We start from the raw sequence: 566 nt of genomic DNA, 5'->3' as shown, positions 1-566 counted from the left end.
GGTTTGAGACGTGCCGGAATACTCAAGGAAGCAGCGGAAAACTCGGTAGGTATAACGGCAGGGATAACAGGAGCTCGGATAAGGCTAATAACTATTCTGGATGAAATAGACTTATACAAAACCAAACTGGAACAGATTGAAACAGCGATGGAGAAAACCCTAAGAGAAACCGGACTGGCCGAATACCTTCTGAGCATACCTGGCATTGGCCCAGTAACCGCAGCAGGTTTTCTAGGCGAAGTGGGAGAGTTAACCCACTACGGGCACTGGCGTCAGCTACAAAAAATGGCCGGGCTTAACCTGGTGGAACAGAGCTCTGGCCAGAAAAAAGGGGTCAGAACCATCTCCAAACGAGGACGATCCGGGCTCAGGAATCTTTTATACCAGGCCAGCCTTACCCTGGTAGCAAAAAATCAGGAATTCAAAGCCTTATACCGTTACCTGACAACCAGGCCACAAAATCCCCTGAAAAAGAAACAGGCTCTGATAGCCATTTGCAACAAGCTGCTACGAGTGATGTTCACCCTGGGGAAAGAAAAGCGTTACTATGATGCTGACAAGGTGTT

At 48.2% G+C, this 566-nt stretch carries 1 protein-coding gene; it reads left to right on the top strand.

What is annotated here, in order from left to right:
* Nucleotides 1-566, top strand: a 566-nt coding sequence (locus KKC1_RS04840) for a transposase (RefSeq protein ID WP_143288676.1), incomplete at both ends; no start/stop codon positions are given.

The organism is Calderihabitans maritimus (assembly GCF_002207765.1).
GTDB classification, from domain to species: Bacteria; Bacillota; KKC1; order Calderihabitantales; family Calderihabitantaceae; genus Calderihabitans; species Calderihabitans maritimus.
The sequence above is the reverse complement of the archived record's forward strand: the minus strand, read 5'-3'. Positions and strand labels throughout refer to the sequence as shown.